Annotated in this window: 15 protein-coding genes, 1 pseudogene and 2 riboswitches; of the genes and pseudogenes, 7 read left to right on the plus strand and 9 right to left on the minus strand. The window is 74.1% G+C overall.

Annotated features, from left to right (window positions below; genetic code table 11):
* Positions 1–49 precede the first annotated feature (49 nt).
* From G5V58_RS26730 to G5V58_RS13440, 3 genes and pseudogenes are all read right to left on the minus strand, one after another.
* A pseudogene (locus tag G5V58_RS26730) lies at positions 50–2,381 on the minus strand (cobyrinate a,c-diamide synthase).
* A gap of 7 nt (positions 2,382–2,388) precedes the next feature.
* Complete coding sequence (gene cobO, locus G5V58_RS13435) at positions 2,389–3,003, minus strand: cob(I)yrinic acid a,c-diamide adenosyltransferase (protein WP_165233498.1); 615 nt, start codon at positions 3,001–3,003, stop codon at positions 2,389–2,391.
* A 1-nt stretch (position 3,004) separates the two neighbouring features.
* Positions 3,005–5,083: a VWA domain-containing protein gene (locus tag G5V58_RS13440; protein ID WP_230486609.1), complete on the minus strand. Its 2,079-nt coding sequence runs from the start codon at positions 5,081–5,083 to the stop codon at positions 3,005–3,007.
* A 25-nt stretch (positions 5,084–5,108) separates the two neighbouring features.
* Positions 5,109–5,251: riboswitch (cobalamin riboswitch) on the minus strand.
* A 15-nt stretch (positions 5,252–5,266) separates the two neighbouring features.
* On the opposite strand from G5V58_RS13440, the gene cbiE reads away from it, so the two are divergent.
* Both cbiE and cobM read left to right on the plus strand, forming a co-directional pair.
* Positions 5,267–6,463, plus strand: a complete 1,197-nt coding sequence (cbiE, locus tag G5V58_RS13445) for a precorrin-6y C5,15-methyltransferase (decarboxylating) subunit CbiE (protein WP_230486610.1) — start codon at positions 5,267–5,269, stop codon at positions 6,461–6,463.
* On the plus strand, positions 6,460–7,212 hold the full coding sequence (gene cobM / locus G5V58_RS13450; protein WP_230486611.1) for a precorrin-4 C(11)-methyltransferase: 753 nt from the start codon (positions 6,460–6,462) through the stop codon (positions 7,210–7,212). Before cbiE ends, cobM begins: the two co-directional genes overlap by 4 nt.
* Here cobM and G5V58_RS13455 read toward each other — a convergent pair.
* The 3 genes from G5V58_RS13455 to G5V58_RS13465 are packed head-to-tail and all read right to left on the minus strand — an operon-like array spanning position 7,160 to position 10,181.
* Positions 7,160–8,671 carry a precorrin-2 C(20)-methyltransferase gene (locus tag G5V58_RS13455; protein WP_165233502.1) on the minus strand — a complete coding sequence of 504 codons (1,512 nt, stop codon included), beginning with the start codon at positions 8,669–8,671 and terminating at the stop codon, positions 7,160–7,162. The genes cobM and G5V58_RS13455 overlap by 53 nt on opposite strands.
* Entirely contained in the window at positions 8,671–9,336 is a 666-nt protein-coding gene (locus G5V58_RS13460) for a precorrin-8X methylmutase (RefSeq protein WP_165233504.1), read from the minus strand. Before G5V58_RS13460 ends, G5V58_RS13455 begins: the two co-directional genes overlap by 1 nt.
* Positions 9,333–10,181 (minus strand): nitrite reductase, encoded by an 849-nt coding sequence (locus G5V58_RS13465; protein WP_230486612.1) that lies wholly within the window; start codon positions 10,179–10,181, stop codon positions 9,333–9,335. Before G5V58_RS13465 ends, G5V58_RS13460 begins: the two co-directional genes overlap by 4 nt.
* Before the next feature lie 65 nt (positions 10,182–10,246).
* Positions 10,247–10,445, minus strand: a riboswitch (cobalamin riboswitch).
* 27 nt (positions 10,446–10,472) lie between these two features.
* Between G5V58_RS13465 and G5V58_RS13470 the strand changes: the two genes are divergently transcribed.
* Positions 10,473–11,081, plus strand: a complete 609-nt coding sequence (locus G5V58_RS13470) for a histidine phosphatase family protein (RefSeq protein ID WP_165233508.1) — start codon at positions 10,473–10,475, stop codon at positions 11,079–11,081.
* A 38-nt stretch (positions 11,082–11,119) separates the two neighbouring features.
* Here the strand turns inward: G5V58_RS13470 and G5V58_RS13475 are convergent, their stop codons facing one another.
* Complete coding sequence (locus G5V58_RS13475; protein ID WP_165233511.1) at positions 11,120–11,995, minus strand: hypothetical protein; 876 nt, start codon at positions 11,993–11,995, stop codon at positions 11,120–11,122.
* Between the two features lie 514 nt (positions 11,996–12,509).
* Between G5V58_RS13475 and G5V58_RS13480 the strand changes: the two genes are divergently transcribed.
* From G5V58_RS13480 to G5V58_RS13495, 4 genes are all read left to right on the plus strand, one after another.
* The gene (locus tag G5V58_RS13480) at positions 12,510–12,962 is read left to right on the plus strand and encodes an SRPBCC domain-containing protein (protein ID WP_165233514.1); all 453 of its coding nucleotides are present in this window, start codon (positions 12,510–12,512) and stop codon (positions 12,960–12,962) included.
* Entirely contained in the window at positions 12,959–13,294 is a 336-nt protein-coding gene (locus tag G5V58_RS13485) for an ArsR/SmtB family transcription factor (RefSeq protein ID WP_230486613.1), read from the plus strand. The genes G5V58_RS13480 and G5V58_RS13485 overlap by 4 nt, the downstream gene beginning before the upstream one ends.
* Positions 13,295–13,380: 86 nt before the next feature.
* On the plus strand, positions 13,381–13,704 hold the full coding sequence (locus G5V58_RS13490; protein ID WP_165233519.1) for a hypothetical protein: 324 nt from the start codon (positions 13,381–13,383) through the stop codon (positions 13,702–13,704).
* A 200-nt stretch (positions 13,705–13,904) separates the two neighbouring features.
* Entirely contained in the window at positions 13,905–14,669 is a 765-nt protein-coding gene (locus G5V58_RS13495; RefSeq protein ID WP_165233522.1) for an isocitrate lyase/PEP mutase family protein, read from the plus strand.
* Positions 14,670–14,916: 247 nt separating this feature from the next.
* Here the strand turns inward: G5V58_RS13495 and G5V58_RS13500 are convergent, their stop codons facing one another.
* A complete protein-coding gene (locus tag G5V58_RS13500) occupies positions 14,917–15,561 on the minus strand; it encodes an RNA polymerase sigma factor (RefSeq protein WP_165233525.1) in 645 nt (214 codons plus the stop codon).
* Positions 15,562–15,684: 123 nt separating this feature from the next.
* Positions 15,685–16,416 (minus strand): polyprenol monophosphomannose synthase, encoded by a 732-nt coding sequence (locus G5V58_RS13505; RefSeq protein WP_230486614.1) that lies wholly within the window; start codon positions 16,414–16,416, stop codon positions 15,685–15,687.
* Positions 16,417–16,437: the final 21 nt, after the last annotated feature.

The raw sequence follows: 16,437 nt of genomic DNA on the forward strand, positions 1-16,437 counted from the left end.
CGCGACTGCGCCGGATTCCCACCGGCTTCCTCGTGCCCGCACGGGCACTCTAGCCCCTCGCGGTCACCGTCGACAGAGCGCTCACCAGGTGGTCGGCCACCTCGGGTCTGCGCACCGCGATCCGCACCCAGCTGGCGTCCAGACCGGGGAAGGTGTCGGCCCGTCGTACGGCGATGCCGCGCTCGCGCAGCGCGGCGTGCACGCCCGCGCCGACGCGGGCCAGGACGAACGGCGCGCGCGAGCCGACGTGCTCGACGCCGTGCTCGGTCAGCCGTCGCTGCAGGTGGGCGCGCCACCGCTGGAGCTCGTGGGCGCGGCGGGTGCTCTCCGTCGACGCCTCCGGCGTGGAGCAGGCCCGCATCGCCGCGATGGCGGCGCTGGAGACCGACCACGGCGTCTGCTGGCGGCGCAGCTCGGCCACGGCTGCGGCCTCGGCGAGCAGGTAGCCGGCGCGGACGCCCGGGATGCCCCAGTGCTTGGTGAGGCTGCGCAGCACCACCAGCCCCGGCGTCGTCGCGGTCGCGAGGGTCGCGGGCTCGTCGGGGACGGCGTCCATGAACGCCTCGTCGACGACAACCACCCGGCCGGGCCGCCGCAGCCGCTCGAGCGTCTCCCTCGCGTGGAGCACGCCGGTGGGGTTGGTCGGGTTGCCGACGACCACGAGGTCCGCGTCGTCCGGCACGCGGTCGGGGTCGAGCGCGAACGGCGCCTCGAGGATCACCTCGGTGACCTCGTGGCCGGCCGCGACCAGGGCCGCGTGCGGTTCGGTGAACTGCGGGTGCACCACGACCGGGCGCCGCCACCGCCGCCACCGCGCGACGAGCGTGAAGGCCTCGGCGGCGCCGGCGGTGGCCAGCACCTCGGCCGGCTCCCGGTCGTGGTGTCGAGCCAGCGCGGCCTCGGCCCCGGTGGGGTCGGGGTAGGCGCTCGCGTCGTCCAGGCTGCGGCGCAGCGCGTCGTCGAGCCAGGCCGGCCGCGGGCCGTCGTGCACGTTGACCGCTAGGTCGAGGAGGCCGGCGCCGACCTCGCGGTCGCCGTGGTGGTGGAGGTCAACCACGGCCGGCGGCGGCCTCGGCGAACCGCTGGGCCATGACCGGGTGGCCGGCCCAGTGGGTGTGGAGGTACGACGCGTGCAGGGTCGGTCCGGCGAAGCCGACGTCGCGTCCCTCGACCGTCCAAGCCGCGTGGGCGCCGCGCTCCGGGGCCGTGTGGGTGCGGTGGAACTCGTGGCCTGTGGACAACTCACCCTTCCGGGACAGCAGGTTGTCGGTGGCCGCGGTCATCGTCGGATATCTCAGCGTCAGCCGCTCGGTCATGGCCGCCGTCGCCTCGATCGAGCCCACCATGGGAGAGGAGTCCAGTGACCCGCACAAGTACAGCAACCCGGCGCACTCGGCCACGGTCGGGACGCCGTCCGCGAGCGCCGCCGCGAGCTCGCGCCGGAGCACCACGTTGTCGGTGAGCTCGCGCGCGTGCACCTCGGGGAAGCCACCTCCGAGGTAGATCGCCGCGGTGCCGTCGGGCAGGTGCGCGTCGACCATCGGGTCGAACGTCGCCACCTCGCACCCGGCCGCCCGGAGCAGCTCCTCCGTCTCGGCGTACCGGAACGTGAACGCCCTGCCGCCGGCCACCGCGACCACGGGTCGCCCGGCCACCGGCTCAACCTCGGCCCGCGGGTCCCACGCGGTGCCGTCGAGGTCCGGCGCCGTGCTCGCCACCGCGAGGACGGCGTCCAGGTCGACGTGCTCGCCCACCGCGTCGGCCCAGGCCTCGACGACCTCGACCGCGCCGTCCCGCTCCGCCGCCGGCACCAGCCCCAGGTGCCGCGACGGGGTGGCCAGCGCGGCGGCGCGCGGGACGACGCCCAGGACCGGGAGCCGGACCGACTCGGCGACCTCGGCCGCGTGCCGGGGTGAGCCCGCGTTGTTGAGGACGACGCCGACGACGTCGACCCCGGCCTCGTAGGTCGCGAGCCCGTGCACGACGGCGCCGATGGTGCGCGAGGCGCGGGAGATGTCGACGACCAGCACCACCGGGCTCGACGTCGCCCGCGCGACGTGCGCGGTGGAGGCGAAGCCGGCGTGGCCGACGCGCCCGTCGTAGAGGCCCATGACACCCTCGACGACCGCGAGGTCCGCGCGGCGCGCGCCGTGCAGGAGCAGCGGCACCAGCCGCTCCTCCCCCACCAGGTGCGGGTCGAGGTTGCGGCCCGGTCGCCCGGTGGCGACCGCGTGGTAGCCGGGGTCGATGTAGTCCGGCCCGACCTTGTGGCCGCTGACCACGGTGCCGCGGCGGCGCAGCGCCGCCATCAGTCCGGTGGCGACCGTGGTCTTGCCCTGCCCGGTCCCGGGTGCGGCGACGACCAGGCGCGGCAGGCTCACCACGGCGCTACCACTCGATGCCTCGCTGACCCTTCTGGCCGCGGTCCATCTGGTGCTTGACCTTGGTCATCTCGGTGACGAGGTCGGCGACGTCGACGAGCCGTGGGTCGGCGCGGCGCCCGGTGACCACGACGTACTGGCGACCGGGGCGGTGCGCGAGCGTCTCCACGACGTCGTCGACGTCCACCCAGCCCCAGGCCATGGGGTAGGTGAACTCGTCGAGCACGTAGAGGTCGTGGGCCTCGGCGGCGAGCCGGCGCTTGACCTCGGCCCAGCCCTCGGCGGCCTCGGTGGCGTGGTCGGCCTCCTCGCCGGCCTTGCGCGACCACGACCAGCCGGCGCCCATCTTGTGCCACTCGACCGGGCCGCCCTCGCCGGTCTCGCGGTGCAGCTCGCCGAGGCGCTCGAGGACGGTCTGCTCGCCGATGCGCCACTTGGCGGACTTCACGAACTGGAACACGCCGATGTCCCAGCCCTGGTTCCAGGCGCGGATGGCCAGCCCGAAGGCGGCGGTCGACTTCCCCTTGCCGTCGCCGGTGTGGACCATGAGCAGCGGCAGCTGGCGGCGCTGGGCCGTGGTGAGGCCGTCATCCGGCACGGCGACGGGTTGTCCCTGCGGCACCTCAGGCCACCCTCTCGTTCACGGCGGCGGTCAGGACCGAGGCGGTGACCTCCGCGACGGGGACGTGGTCGGCGCGCAGGTGGTCGGCGAGCACGCGGGCCAGGCCGAGGCGGAAGGGGCCGTTCTCGCAGTCGACGACGAGCGTGGCGAGACCGGCGCGGGCCAGCCCCTCGGCGACCGCGCGGGAGCGGCCGACCGGGTCGGCGCCAGCGGTGGCGCGGCCGTCGGTGACCAGGACGAGCAGCGGGCGGCGGCGCGGGTCGCGGACGCGCTCGAGCTCGACGACCCGGGCGGCCTCGAGGAGCCCCTCCGCGAGGGGCGTGCGGCCGCCGGCGGGCAGTGCGTCGAGGCGGCGGGCGGCGATGTCCACCGAGCGCGTGGGCGGGAGGACCAGTTCGGCCTCCTGCCCGCGGAAGGTCACGAGGCCGACCTTGTCGCGCCGCTGGTAGGCGTCGAGCAGCAGGCTGAGGATGGCCGTCTTGACCTGCTCCATCCGCCGCCGGGCGGCCATCGAGCCGGAGGCGTCGACGCAGAAGAGCACCAGGTTGGACTCGTGACCCTCCCGGTCGGCGACCCGCAGGTCCTGCGGCAGGAAGCGGAGCGGGCCGCCGGTCCGACCACGGGCGAGCTGGTGCGGCGCCGCGGTGCGCACGGTCTCGGTGACGTGCACCGGGCCGCGGGTGCCGGGGCGCGCGCCGATCCGCCGCCCGGTCTCGGTGACGGCTCGGCTGCGGCGTCCGGACTCCCCCGAGCCGACGCCGCGGACGGCGAAGAGCCGGGTGCGGTACGGCGCGCCGGCGGCCACCGTCGTCGTGGCGTCGTCCCCGGCGCCGAGCGGGGCGGGCGCGGGCGGCGCGGGCGGCGTGGGCTGCTCGGGCTGCTCGGTCGACGGGTCCTGGGCGGGTGCCGCCTGGGGATCGGCGGCGCCGTCGGCGGGCCCGTCGGCGGGCTCGGTCGGGTCGCTCCCGGACGCCGAGGGCTCCGGACCGGAGCCGTCGGCGGCCCCGGCGTCCTCGGCATCCGCGCCGGGCTCGCGGTCGGGCGTCGGCGGCTCGGGCTCGGGGTCGGGTTCGGGGTCGCCGAGCACCTGGTCGAGCAGCTCCTCGTCCAGCCCGGGGGCGTCGAAGGGGTTGCGGCGCCGGCGGTGCGGCAGGGCCAGCCGGGCCGCGGCCCGGATGTCCTCGCGGGTCACCGCGGTGCGGCCGTGCCAGGCCGCGTGGGCGGCGGCGGTGCGGGCGATGACCAGGTCGGCGCGCATGCCGTCGACGTCGAAGGCCGCGCAGACCTCGGCGATCTTCAGCAGCGCGGCGTCGGAGAGGACCACGTCGCCGACCAGGGCCTGGGCGGCCTGGATGCGGTCGGTGAGAGTGCGCTCGGCGTCGGCGTACGACGCGGCGAACGCGTCGGGGTCGCGGTCGAAGGCCATCCGGCGGCGGACCACCTCGACCCGGGCGGCGGGGTCGCGGGGGGCGGCGACCTCGACGGTGAGCCCGAAGCGGTCCAGCAGCTGCGGTCGGAGCTCCCCCTCCTCCGGGTTCATGGTGCCGACGAGGACGAAGTGGGCGGCGTGCTCGACCGAGACGCCGTCGCGCTCCACCGTCGAGCGGCCCATGGCGGCGGCGTCGAGGAGCAGGTCGACGAGGTGGTCGTGGAGGAGGTTGACCTCGTCGACGTACAGGATCCCGCGGTGGGCGCGGGCGAGGAGCCCGGGCTCGTACTCCGCCCTGCCCTCCGACAGCGCGCGCTCCAGGTGCAGCGAGCCGAGCACCCGGTCCTCGGTGGCGCCGACGGGGAGCTCGACCAGGCGGACCGGGCGCGACTCGGTGGCGGCGTCGGCGGCGAAGGGCCCGTCCGGCGACAGCGGCGCCGGGTCGCGGGGATCGGAGGAGAACCGGTCGCCGGCGACCACCTCGATGGGCGGCAGCACCGAGGCGAGGGCGCGCACGATGGTGGACTTCGCGGTGCCCTTCTCGCCGCGGACGAGCACGCCGCCGACGTCCGGCGAGATCGTGGTCAGCACCAGGGCGAGGGCCATGTCCTCGGACCCGACCACCGCAGAGAAGGGGTACTGCTTCGGCACGTGAGGCTCCCGCTCGCTCGCCTTGGGGGTGAACCGCCCCGAGGCCGGTCTTCGGACTTCCAGGTCGGGTCGTGCGTCGCCTGGTCACCGCAGCGGGCCTGTGCCGGACTCTCACCGGCTTCCCAGATTCTCCCCAAGCCTCGGGGCACCTCGGAGCTGCGCGCCACGATAGCGTCACGCCCCGTGGTCGCCGCCCTGCCCTCTCGCGTGACGGTCGTCGGGGTGCCCGCCGACGGCTGGCCCGGGCTGGGCGACCCCGCGCGCGAGCTCGTCTCGCACGCGTCGGTCGTGCTCGGCTCGACCCGCCAGCTCGGACTGCTCCCGGACGTGGCCGGTCAGGAGCGGGTGGCGTGGCCGAGCCCGTTCTCGCTCGCGCCGCTGGAGGCGTACGCCGACCGCGAGCTCGTCGTGCTGGCCTCCGGCGACCCCTACGTCTCGGGCATCGCCTCCACCCTGCTGCGCACGCTCGGACCCGACCGCCTCACGGTGGTGCCGACGGTGTCGTCGGTGTCGCTGGCCCGCGCGCGGATGCACTGGGACGACGCGGAGGTCGTGACTGTGGTCGGCCGCCGGCTCGAGGCCGTGCTGCGCCACCTGGCGCCCGGGCACCGGGTGCTGGTGCTGTCCTCCGACGAGCACACGCCGCAGGCCGTGGCCCGGCTGCTGGTGGAGGCCGACTACGGCGCCACGGTGATGACCGCCCTGGGCGACCTCGGCACCGACCTGGAGACGCGCAACGCCGCCACCGCGGCCGAGGGCGGTCCGATCGCCCCGCGGCTGCACGTGCTGGCCCTGGAGCTGCGCGGTCCGGCCACCGGCCAGTGGACCGCGGGGCTGCCCGACGAGGCCTACGAGCACGACGGTCAGCTGACCAAGCGCGATCTGCGGGCCTCGGCGCTGGCCCGCCTCGCGCCGTACCCGGGCGCACTGCTGTGGGACGTCGGCGCCGGGGCCGGCTCGGTCGGCATCGAGTGGTTGCGCAGCCACCCCCTGGCCCGGGCGGTCGCCGTGGAGGCCGACGCGACGCGCGCGCAGCGGATCGGGCGCAACGCGGCCACGCTGGGCGTGCCGGGGCTGGAGGTCGTGACCGGCCGGGCGCCCGAGGCCCTCGAGGACCTGCCGGACCCGGACGCCGTCTTCGTCGGCGGCGGCGCGACGGCACCCGGCGTCCTGGACACCTGCCGCGAGCGACTGCGGCCGGGCGGTCGGGTCGTGGTGCACGGCGTGACCCTGGAGACCGAGCGCCTGCTGCTCGAGCAGTACGCCGAGCACGGGGGCGAGCTGACCCGGCTGTCGGTCGAGCGCGCCGAGCCGCTGGCCGGGTTCACGGGCTGGACGCCGGCGCGGCCCGTGGTCCAGTGGGCGTGGAGCAGGCCGTGACCGTCCACTTCGTGGGGGCCGGGCCCGGGGCCGCCGACCTGCTCACGCTGCGCGCCGCGGCGATGCTGGCCCGGGCCGACGTGGTGCTCTACCCGGGCACCTACCTCGACGCCGAGGTCCTCGGCCACTGCCGCGCGGACGCCGAGCGCGTCGACACCCAGGGCCTCGACCTGGACGCGATCGTCGCGCACCTGGTAGCCGCACACGCGGCGGGCCGCGACGTGGTCCGCCTGACCTCGGGCGACCCGTCGCTCTACTCCGCGGTGGCCGAGCAGACCCGGCGCCTCGACGCGGCCGGCGTGCCGTGGGACGTGACGCCCGGCGTGCCGGCGTACGCCGCCGCGGCCGCTCTCGTCGGCCGGGAGCTGACCGTCCCCGAGGTCGCCCAGTCCGTGGTCCTCACCAGGACGCAGGCGCAGTCGACCGCGATGCCGCAGACCGAGTCGCTGGCCGCCTTCGCGGCGACCCGCGCCACCCTGGTGCTGCACTTGGCGATCACCCGCGTCCGTGAGCTCGCCGCCGAGCTGGTCGAGCACCACGGCGCGGACTGCCCGGTCGTCGTCGTCTTCCGCGCCTCCCAGCCCGGCGAGCGGGTCCTGCACGGCACCCTGGCCGACATCGCCGACCAGGTCGAGGCGGCCGGCCTGCGCCAGGCCGCCGTCATCCTGGTCGGGCGGGCCCTGGCCCGCGACGACGTCAGCGCGGTGGAGTCACACCTCTACTCGTCCACACGCGTCCGGACCGACTGACGCTCGTCCCCGACGAGCCCACGATCAGCAGCGACGACATGTCGACGGTGTCGGCGTCCAGCTCCCCGAGCGTGGTGACCGTGAGCGACTCCTCGGCGCGCCCGACCGCGCGGCCGACCACGACGGGACGCTCCGCGGGCAGCACCTCGAGCAGCGTCTTCTGGGCCGCGACCAGCTGGTCGCGGCGCGACCGCGAGGCCGGGTTGTAGACCGCGAGGACCAGGTCGGCCTCGGCGATCGCGCGCAGGCGCCGCTCGATGACCGGCCACGGCTTGAGCCGGTCCGAGAGGCTCACCACCGCGAAGTCGCCGCCGACCGGCGCGCCGGCCCGGGCCGCGACCGCCTGCACGGCGCTCACGCCCGGCAGCACCCGCACGGCGACGCCGGCGTAGGCCGGGTCCTCGGCGGCCTCGAAGACCGCGGCCGCCATCCCGAACACGCCCGCGTCGCCGCCCGAGACGACCGCGATCCGCTCGCCGCGCAGGGCCAGGTCGAGGGCGAACCGGGCGCGGTCGAGCTCGACGGTGTTGCCCGACGCGTGCCGCTGCAGGCCGGGCCGCTGCGGCACGCGGTCGACGTACGGCGCGTAGCCGACCACGTGCGAGACCTCGGCCAGCGCCTCGGCCGCCTCGGGCGTGAGCCAGCCGTCCGGCCCCGGGCCGAGCCCGACCACCAGCAGCTCCGCGGCCGGCTCCGCGGCCGCGGTCGGTGCGGGGGCAGGGGCGCGGTGGGCGGTGTCGCCGGGCACCACGACCAGCGAGAAGTACGGCACCGTGTCCGGGTCCACGTCGGCGACCGGCAGCCGGCGCTCGTCGGCCATCGAGGCGCGCTCGACGTACACCGCACCCTCCAGCCGGCCGGCGGCCTCGAGCGCGCGGCGCACGGCGGGGAAGGTGCGGCCGAGCTTCATGACCACCGCGCCCTGGGTGTCGGCCAGGCGTCGCGCGAGCTCCGGCTCGGGCAGCGTGCCGGGCAGGACGGTCAGCACATCGGTGTGGCGGACCAGCGGCGTGTGCGCGGTCGCCGTGGCCGCGGCGAAGGCCGGCACGCCCGGGACGACCTGGGTCTCGAACCTCTCGGCCAGCCGGTCGTGCATGGCCATCGGGGAGCCGTAGAACAGCGGGTCGCCCTCGGCCAGCAGCACGACGTGCCGCCCGGCCTCGAGGTGGGCGGCGAGCCGGTCGGCGCACGCGGCGTAGAAGTCGGCCATGGCGCCGTCGTACCCGCCGGGGTGCTCGGTCGTCCCCGTGGTGACGGGATAGCGCAGCTCCTCCTCCACCGTGCCCGGGCGGACCAGGTCGCCGGCGATCCGGCGGGCGTGGGAGGACTTGCGCACCCCTGCGTGGAAGGCGACGACGTCCGCCTCGCCGATGAGGCGGGCCGCCTTGAGCGTGACCAGCTCCGGGTCGCCCGGGCCGACACCCACGATCGAGAAGCGACCGGCCGACGACGCCGTCATCACTCCACCTCCGAGGCCAGCGCGTTGACCGCGGACGACGTGATGGCGCTGCCACCGCGCCGGCCCCGCACGGTCACGAACGGCACGTCGATGCCGTGGTCCGCGGCGAACGACGCCAGCGCGTCCTTGGACTCCACCGCCCCCACGAAGCCGACGGGACACCCGATGATCGCGGCCGGCCGGGGCGCGCCCGCGACCAGCATCTCGAGCAGGTGGAACAGGGCGGTGGGCGCGTTGCCGATGGCCACCACCGCGCCGTCGAGCAGCGGCTCCCACAGCGACACCGCGGCCGCGGTGCGCGTGGTGCCCCAGGACCTGGCCAGCTCCGGCACCCGCTCGTCGCCGAGGAAGCAGTGCACCGCGTTGTCGGCCGGCAGGCGCCCGGCCGTGATGCCGACCGCCACCATCCGGGCGTCGCACAGGATCGGCGCCCCGAGGGCGAGGGCGGCGCGCGCCCGCGGGACGACGTCGGGGTGGACGACGAGGTCGTCGACCAGGTCGACCTGGCCGCTGCCGTGGACCATCCGCACCGCCAGCTGCTCGGCCGACGACGGGACGGCCGCGAGCTGGGCCTCACGCCGGATGGTGGCGAAGGACTCGACGTAGATCGACGGCCCGTCGGTCTGGTAGGCGTAGCGCCGCGGCGGCGGCTGCAGCGCGCTCACTGCCGCACCCGGTCCGGCACGAAGAGTCCGCGCCACGGGGTCACGACCACGACGTCCTTGGCCGCCGCGACGGTCTCGGCCAGCGCCCGGTCGACGGCCCCGTCGGCCACGACGTGGTGCACGCCGCCCGGGACCTCCCCGTCGGGCAGCGGCGGCTGCTCGGCGCCGATCCCCCAGTACCGCTCGCACGGCGGCTCGAGCGGCGCGCCCAGCTCGTCGACGTGCCACGGGGCCTCGGGGCCCTCACCGCGGGCGTCCAGGAACACGTGCGCCAGCGCGACCAGCTCCGCTGCCGCCCGGGCCACCGGCACCATCGCGCCCCAGTGCTCGGAACCGAGCCGCAGCTGTACGGCGGCGGGCGAGACCCCGACGACGCCCAGGTCCAGGGTCCGGTCCAGCAGGTCGCCGCGCCCGTCGTCGAGCACGAACAGGAACCGGCCCGGCAGCCCGGCCAGCCTCGGGTCCGCGCACAGCAGCCGGTCCAGCTCGTCGGCCAGCGGCCGCAGGTCGACCCTGCCCGCCCAGAAGCCGCTCTGCGGGGACACCATGATGTTGCGGACCAGCTCGTGCGAGCGCGAGGGCAGCAGGCCGGTCGCCTCGATCGCGTCGACGACCTCCCCGGGGACCGCGCCGTCCTCGAGCGGCAGCGCCCGCAGCTGCACGTTGGCGCGGCTGGTCAGGTGGACCCGCCCGTCGCCGTACGCCTCGGCCACCCCGACCAGGTCGACCAGCGCCCGACTGGGCAGCAGGCCGCCGGTCGGCCGCAGCCGCACCAGCCCCCCGTCCTCGGCGGGCCACGGGCGGAAGACGCCCGGGCACAGGTCGGTGCGGTCCCGCACCGTCATCGCGTGAGCCATCAGCAGCTCCGTCGTCAGGGGCTGCTGCGCGTCGCCCGGAGCCTCCTGGCGGCACCGCGCCACCAGGGCCAGCAGGTCTTCGGACTCGGGATCAACCGGGTCGGCACGCCTTCCCAGGTCCTCGCGGACCCAGTGGCTGACCGGGCATGCCCGGTCGTGTCCCGCCCGTCACCCACACCGCTGCGCGTCAGTCCCGGATTCTCACCGGGTTCCCTGACCTCGGTCGAGGTCGCTGGCCCGCTGAGGCTACCAAGATGCGGCTCCGGCATGATCCCGCGCGTGCCCCGCCGCCCGTACTACCTCGTGCGGCACGGCCAGTCCGAGTGGAACCTCCTCGAGCTCACCCAGGGCCAGACCGTGGCCCCGCGCCTGACCGACCTCGGCCGGGCGCAGGCGCGGGCCGCCGGGGAGCTGATCCGCGCCGACCTCGCCCCAGGCGAACGGGTGGCGCAGATCCGCACCAGCGACCTGGTCCGCGCCCGCGAGACCGCCAAGATCCTGGCCGACGTCCTCGGCGGGGTGTTCGACGGCGAGCCCGTCCTCGACGAGCGCCTGCGCGAGCAGCACCTCGGCGACCTCGAGGGGCGGCCGTACGCCGAGACGTGGGCCGCGGCCGAGACCCATAACTGGTCCGACCCCCACCTGCCCGTGGCCGGCGGCGAGTCGCCGTACCAGCTCCGCACCCGCATGGCCGAGGCGGTGGGCGGAGTCCGCGACGGCACCGTCCTGGTCAGCCATGGCGACGCCATCCGGGCCGCGCTCGACGACCTCGGGGTGGCCACGTCCCGCACGCCCTCGTGGGTCCCGGTGCCCAACGGCGCGGTCGCCCGCGTCCTCGACGGCCACGCGACGTGGCTCGGCGCCGAGGACCCGCACGACCGGGGCTGACGACGGCACCGTCGCGCCGGCACTCACGCACAGCGGAACTAGTCCCAGGTCCACCGGATGCCGGCGCGTCCTGGTCCGAAAGGGCGCAAGAACCGTGATGCGTTGGTGGTGCCGTCGAGGCTGAGCTGCTCTGCGGTCTCGATGTCGTCGATGACGGTGTAGCTCGTGACCGTGGTCGGGAGCTGTTCCGGGTCGAACCGGACCCAGAGCGTGAGGTCAGCGAGCTTCTTGCGGAGGTAGTGCTCGTAGTGGGTGTCGGTGAGGTCGTCGAGGAACCGGGTGCGTTGCTCCGCGATCGTCTCCTGACCGACCGGGAGCGGTCGGTCCAAGATGAACTCGATCGCGACCAGCCCGAGTTCGGGGCGCGAGAGGTCGCGGCCAAGACGCCCTCCCGCGACGGTGATCTCGGGCATCGCGACGATGGGACCGTCGTTGACGTAGAGCAGCGGTAGGCGTTGCGCTCCCTCCCTGAGGGAACGCCAGACGCCACGGATGGTGATGTGCCTGACGCAGCGCTTCGCGTCGACCTCGACCACGATGTGCAGCGCCTCGTCGCTGAGGTCCAGCGGTCCCGACAGGTCGAGGTCGCTGAGGGCCTGTTCCACCAGCGCGGCCTGGTCGGCGACGACCTCGTGGACGTCAGCCCGTCGGCCGGGTGGTCCCGGTCGGCGGGATGGGCCGAGGCGAGAGGTCAGGTGCCCGCGAGGCAGGTCCAACAACTGCTCGAGATCCTCAACGGCAGCCAGCGATGCGGCGCCCTCGGGGCGGCGGCGACCCGAGCGCCAGTAGCTCAGCGTGGCGGGGCTGACCGGGTTGCCCCGTTCGGCGAGTCGGACCCGCAGGGCCGCGAGGGTGGTGCCGCGGGTCTGGATGGCGGCGGCGAGCACGGTGTGGAAGGCGGGTTCGGCGCACACGGACTCATCATGGGTCCAGCCGATTCACACTTCTGGAGCAACGGTGTGTCACGTGGCCGCCCCTAGGGTCGGAGTCATCAGGGCGCTGAACAGCCGGAACGCGGACGTCTCGGGTCCGAGAGACCGCTTGGGGGGCGTTCAGCGTCCTGATCTGCTCACTGGTGGGGGCTCGGGTCGGTGGTCACTCCTCCCATGGGCGGGTGACGTCCAGCCCCGGTGCTGAGCGTGGAACTGCACACTCCCAGTGGTGACAGTCCTCGTGGCCAGGAGCCGCCCACGGCCGGCTAGGCCGACTGTCGGCGCCTGGTCCGTCCAGCCCGCAAGGCGGCATGGTCGTCGCTCTTCTGCGAAGCTGCCGCGGCGGGCCGAGGGCCGACTCGGCCACCACCACCACCTCGCTGGCCGTCATCACTGAGTGCTCGGATTCGGAGTGACGCAACCGAAGGTTGCATTTCGCCCCTCTGCGCCGTACGGTCATGTGCAACCAAAGGTTGCAACCTCGAGGAGGACCGACATGGAGCGGGACACCATTGCACGCGAAGTACGGATCGATGCGACGCCCGACGTCGTCTACGAGGTCGTGAGCACCCCCGAGCACATGCGGGAGTGGTGGTCGGACGGAGCCGACGCGTCAGACCAGGCCGGCACGATCCGCATCACGTTCGGCGCCGACGAGAGCAAGTCCGAGACCCTCACCGTCATCGACGAGGACCCCCCGAACCGCTTCTCGTTCCGGTGGATCCAGGACGCAGGCCAGCCGGGGACCTCGCCGAGGTCCCTCCTGGTGACGTTCGACCTCGTCCCTGCGGGCGACGGCACCCTGCTGCGGTTCTCCGAGTCGGGCTTCGCGGACAAGGCTTGGGACGCATCGGTCCGGGACGAGACGTACAGCGCTCACACGACGGGATGGGACCTCTTCCTTTCCCGTCTGGTCACCTACACGGCCCGGGTCGGGGCCAGCGCGTGAGTCCCGTCGTCGACGATGACCTCTGGTCGGCGATCGGCGACCCCACCCGCAGGCGCATGGTCGACCTGCTGCTCGCGGGCGACGGCACAGCGACATCGCTGAGCGACGAGCTTCCCATCACCCGCCAGGCCGTCACCAAGCACCTGAACGTCCTGGATCGAGTCGGCCTGGTGCGCATGACCACTGTTGGTCGAGAACGCCGCTACGAGGTCGACCAAGCCCAACTGGCCCGTGCCGTCGCCCAACTCGATGCCGTTGGCAAGACCTGGGACGCGCGACTCCAGCGCATCGCGAAGATCGCGGAAGCGATCCAACGCAACCGCACGACCTGAGATCGCCACCTCACGAGCGTCGCCACACCCGTGGTTGCGCCTACCGACCGCGCCCACCCGGGCGCCACGAGAAGGAGCCGGAACCCATGACGAACACCGCTCAGGCACAGCACGCCACGATCGTCGACCCCGACTGCCACGAGATCCTCTTCGAGAACGAGCACGTACGCGTCATCCAGGCACGCGCCTCCCAGGGCTGGAAGAACGACATGCACTCACACGCCCCGATGGTCGTCGTCAACCTCGGCTCCGGGCGCCAGAAGGTCACCTGGCCCGACGGCACCACCTCGCTCGTCGACCTCAACCCGGGGGCCGTCGTGTGGCAGGACACCTCGTTCGACCACTCCTGGGAGCTCCTCGCCGGCGACGTCAACGTCGTTCTGGTCGAGGTCAAGTCCGCCGAAGACTAGGCGTGACCGTCCGCATCCCCCAGAAACCGAGCACCACCGGGTCGCCCTGGCGACTGCCTCAGCCCCTGGGGCGGCCACGGTTGCGCATCGCCCTGTCCTCTGTCGACGCTGCGGTGAACTGCCGGCTCAGGACCACCCCCTCGGGCCGGCCAACCGGGAGCCGGGCAAGCGCGCACCCACAACCTGACAGGACCAGGCGAATGACCATCAACAACAACGACATCGACAGGCTCGCCGGGCTCGCCGAGACCCTCAGACGCCTCCACACCGGCGACATGCTCGTCCTCCCCAACGCATGGGACGCCGCCAGCGCCCAGGTCGTCGAAGAAGCAGGGTTCGCAGCCGTCGCAACCGCCAGCGCAGCCGTATCGGCCATGCTCGGCTACCCAGACGGGGAAGCAGCTCCCTGGGAAGAGATGTTCGCTGCGAACCGACGCATCGCCAAGGCGGTCTCCGTACCGGTCACCATGGACGCCGAGGCCGGCTACGGGATCGCGCCAGCCGACCTGGTTCGCCGGCTCCTCGAGATCGACGTCGTCGGGTGCAACCTCGAAGACAGCGACCACGTCGTCGGAGGACTCAAGGACGCCGACGAGCAAGCACGCTGGCTGGCCGACGTCCGCTCCGCGGCGGACGCATCCGGCGTACCGCTGGTCATCAACGCCCGAGTCGACGTCTTCTTCCCGAACAGTCCGGTCCCAGATGACGAGCGCGTCGCCGAAGCCATCCGCCGCGGCCGGCTGTACCGCGACGCAGGCGCCGACTGCATCTACCCCATCGGTGTCGGCGACCCCACCGTCCTGGCGCAGCTCATCGCCGGCATCGACAGCCCCATCAACGGCAACAGCAACCCGCACCTCAGCCTCGCGACCCTGAGAGACATGGGTGTAGCCCGCGTCTCCTACGGACCCCGGTTCTACCGGGCAGCGCTGGCCGACTTCGGCACCGCGATCAGAGCCCTGTGAGTCTGCGCCGGCTCACCCCGAGAACCCGCCGTCGGCCAAGGCACGAGCGCCGCAACCTTTCGCGATCACTGGCTAGCTCGTGAGCACGGCACGCTGCCGTCGATGACGCGGAACGCTCGTCCTCACAGAGACGGGACGGGCCCACCTCAGCCGTGGAGAGGCGCCTGGAGGGGCCCCGATGTGTCGCTGATGCAGCAAGCGGTCGAGGAGAGGTCGTCGTCGAGTCGCTACCGGCGTCGAGTCGTCCTCAGTTCCCCGTCCGCTGCAGCGACTCGTCGAGCAACGTGCTCAGACGACGCAGCGCCCGTCGGCGGACGAGACGGACCCCCACCCGGGTCATGCCGAGGGCCGTCGCGGTCGACCGCGTGCTGAGCCCTACGACGTCCACACAGGTCACGACCTCAGCGTGGCGGGCGTCCAGGTCATCCAGGGCCCGCTGGAGCTGGTCGACTCTCGCGTGGCCTGCCGGAGACCCCGTCGGCGAACCTGTCCGGCCCCTCGACCGGTCGGCATCCACCTCGATCCGCGGGCGACGGCCGTCGATGCTCGTCCGACCACGTCCCACTGCCTGACGGCGGGCCAGGCCGAACAGCCAGCCCTCGAAATCGCGAGTGGCCGACCGGGACCTCGGGAGCTCGGAGGCGGCCATCAACCAGGCCCGCGCGGCCAGATCCTGCGGGGAGAGCGACCGGTCCGCGGTGGGGAGCCAGCTCAGGAACAGCACCAGGCGGCCGGCGTGGCGGGCGTACAGCTCCTCCCAGGCCTCGGGATCGCCGGCGCTTGCGGCCGTCAACAGCAGCACCGGGTCACGCATCGACGCCGGCCGTCCTCGGTCACGCAGGTCGGGCACGGTCGACTGATCGACACGATCGCTGCCGGTGTCGCGCCGCACTGCACCCCCCGCTCGTCGACCGCCGCGTCGAGCCCACCCTGGAGCACGGCCGCTGAACGCCCGCTGAACGTCCTCCGGGCCCGTGAGCCCAAGGTCGCCGAGCTCCGGCGGGCTGGCGAGGTGTCACGTGGACTCGACCAGCGGGCGCTCCAGGCGGTCGGAGAAGCGCCAGCGCAGCACCCGCCACATCGCCTCCACGACGATGCCGACGCCCATCTTCGACCTCCCTCTCCGTCGCTCGGTGAAGGTGATCGGCACCTCGCGGACTGCGAACCCCGCGCCCACGGCGCGCCAGGTGGACTCGACCTGGGAGCTGTAGCCGTTCGCCTGCCCGCCGGAGGTGACGAGGGAGGCGAGGGCGGCCGAGCGGTAGGCGCGGAAGCCGGACGTCGCATCGCGGACGGGCAGCCCGAGGAGCGCCCGCACGTAGAGGTTGCCGCCGCGTGAGATCAGCTCCCGGTACCAGGGCCAGTCCCTGGTCACGCCACCCGCGACGTACCTCGAGCCGACCGCGATGTCGGCCTCGTCGAGCGCGGCGAGGAGGCGGCGCACCGACGTGGGGTCGTGCGAGCCGTCCGCGTCCATCTGGACGACGCGGTCGTAGCCGCGCTCGTGCGCCCACCGGAACCCGTGCCGGTAGGCGTTGCCGAGCCCGTCCTTCACCTCGCGGGTCTCGAGGTGGAGCGTGTCGCCGTAGAACGGATGGGCGGTGATCAGCTCCCCCGTGCCGTCGGGGCTGCTGTCGTCGACCACCAGCACGTGCGCTGTTCCCCGGGGCAGCTCTCCCAGGAGCTGGTCCACGAGATCGACGACGTTCTCCGCCTCGTTGTAGGTCGGGATGACGATGAGGTCCACGACGTCGACGGTGCACCGCGC

Origin of the sequence: Nocardioides anomalus (genome assembly GCF_011046535.1) — a bacterium.
GTDB lineage: Bacteria > Actinomycetota > Actinomycetes > Propionibacteriales > Nocardioidaceae > Nocardioides > Nocardioides anomalus.

What these genes read in the sequence shown, in the direction of transcription:
- G5V58_RS13495 (WP_165233522.1), top strand. Translation starts at nt 13,905, where the DNA reads ATGACCATCAACAACAACGACATCGACAGGCTCGCCGGGCTCGCCGAG.
- G5V58_RS13490 (WP_165233519.1), top strand. Translation starts at nt 13,381, where the DNA reads ATGACGAACACCGCTCAGGCACAGCACGCCACGATCGTCGACCCCGAC.
- G5V58_RS13480 (WP_165233514.1), top strand. Translation starts at nt 12,510, where the DNA reads ATGGAGCGGGACACCATTGCACGCGAAGTACGGATCGATGCGACGCCC.
- G5V58_RS13465 (WP_230486612.1), bottom strand. Translation starts at nt 10,181, where the DNA reads ATGACGGTGCGGGACCGCACCGACCTGTGCCCGGGCGTCTTCCGCCCG.
- G5V58_RS13455 (WP_165233502.1), bottom strand. Translation starts at nt 8,671, where the DNA reads ATGACGGCGTCGTCGGCCGGTCGCTTCTCGATCGTGGGTGTCGGCCCG.